This window comes from Idiomarina sp. UBA4206, from assembly GCF_002383015.1.
GTDB lineage: Bacteria > Pseudomonadota > Gammaproteobacteria > Enterobacterales > Alteromonadaceae > Idiomarina > Idiomarina abyssalis.
Map to the genome: position 1 here is coordinate 8,855 of NZ_DFTS01000031.1, position 1,823 is coordinate 10,677.

Genomic DNA, 1,823 nt, shown 5'->3' on the forward strand with positions numbered 1-1,823 from the left:
CTGGTATTTGGACGGCGTAGAAGTGCGCCGCATTACTGGCACCAGCACAGTCACTAGCCTCACTAATCCACAAAGTTTGCGTTTTAATCTTTGGTCCCATGAGTCAGTGGCGTGGGTAGGTGCATGGGATGATGCTGTACTGCCGGTTTATCAATTTATAAATTACATCGAATACAAACCTTACAACGCCACCACCAAAACATTTGAAGGCGGTTGGCGCGATGATTTCAACAGTTTTGATAGCGCGCGCTGGGGCAAAGCCAATTGGACCTTTGACATGAACCGCGTGGATTTTGCACCGGAAAATGTAGTGGTGAAAAACGGTATTTTGGTGCTTGCACTCACCAAAGAAAACGCCACCGGTTTTAGCGGTACACCTCCTGCCGATGAACCCACCAGTAGCTCAAGCGCAAGTTCAATAACCGTTACAAGTTCTGCAGCAAGTTCAGTTGCGGCGAGCAGTATTGCAGCGAGCGAAGCGGCAAGTTCTGCTGCAGTAGCCACTTCATCAAGCGCAACATCCAAAGTGGCAAGCGGTGGTTCAAGTGGTGGCGGTGCAATGAATTTTGTGTGGTTAGTATTATTAGGTGGATTGGCCGTTGCAGGTCGCAGCGTTAAATAATCTGCTGAAATTACCCCCCCCATCCCCCCCTTATCAAGGGGGGGGGATGGGGGGGTTAGTCTTTCTAAACTCCGCCGCCGACATCCCCGTATAGCGCTTAAAAAAACGGTGGAATGACGACTTACTGTTAAAGCCGGACTCCAGCAAAATATCCAGAATTGTCATCTGTGCATACTGCGGGTCAAGCAGCATTTGCTTGGCGCGATTGACCCGATATTCATTTACAAATTCAAAAAAATTCGTATTAAATTCTTTGTTAATAATGCTCGACACTTCGCGATAGTGAATCCCCACCTGCCGCGCAAAATCTTCAATATTCAAATTCTGGGTTAAATACAACTGCTGCTTTTCCATAGTGTTACGGATACGCGCAATTACATCGGGCGATACTTCAGCCGTGACAAAGACTTCTTTTTCTTTCGATTTAGCTTTAGTTTCCAGTAGCTGATGGGCATACAACAAGCTGTAGATGAAGAGCGCGTTAACCAATAGAAACGTAATGTAATTATCAAAAATACCAAAGCCATCGGCAACCGCAAAACTTACCGACTGCCCAAGTAGATGTACAACCAGAGACCACAACCAATTGAGTGCAAAACCCAGCGTCAGCAATAATAACCAATAAGGCCCCTGCAAACTCAAACTCGAATAAAATTGTTTTAATTGTTGTTTATAACGATAGATTTCTAACGCTGCCGCAAACGCATAAATTACCGGTACAAACTTCAAGTAGTGCCATAGATAATTGGTGAGCATTACTGAGTTTTCAGTATGGGTCGCAGATTGAAAGCGCAACCGGTCACTATCCAAATCGCCCCAGAACCCCAACCAATAACGGCCAATAAATTTAGAAGATGCAATCCGTCTTTTGCACGCAGTGAAAAATTCGCCCGTGTAATCGCCACAACATACAAATACAGGCAAACACTTTTACCCACAACCGCCGCCACCAAACTTAGTGACAATGTCATATTCGCCACATCACTGTGCAAGCCAATATAGTTATTCCATAACAACAAATTACCCAGCGCACTCGCCCCTACACAAACAAAAAATCCCGACAACAATTGCGAGGCAATCGCTTTTTGTTTGGACAGCACCCACTGAAAAATCACCAGCAGGACACAAACGGCGAGGGTAAGCACAAGGATTAAATCGTGGATATTGAAGATGGGTGTTTTCATAGCAAAGCTGAAGCGTG

At 45.4% G+C, this 1,823-nt stretch carries 2 protein-coding genes and 1 pseudogene; 1 reads left to right on the forward strand and 2 read right to left on the reverse strand.

What is annotated here, in order from left to right; all coding sequences use genetic code 11:
* Positions 1-622: pseudogene (locus B3180_RS06470) on the forward strand (hypothetical protein); the annotation flags it as partial.
* A gap of 33 nt (positions 623-655) precedes the next feature.
* Here the strand turns inward: B3180_RS06470 and B3180_RS06475 are convergent.
* Entirely contained in the window at positions 656-1,378 is a 723-nt protein-coding gene (locus tag B3180_RS06475; RefSeq protein WP_286843627.1) for a helix-turn-helix domain-containing protein, read from the reverse strand.
* On the reverse strand, positions 1,378-1,823 hold a 446-nt coding region (locus tag B3180_RS06480), incomplete at its 5' end, for a hypothetical protein (protein ID WP_286843629.1). The genes B3180_RS06475 and B3180_RS06480, both read right to left, overlap by 1 nt.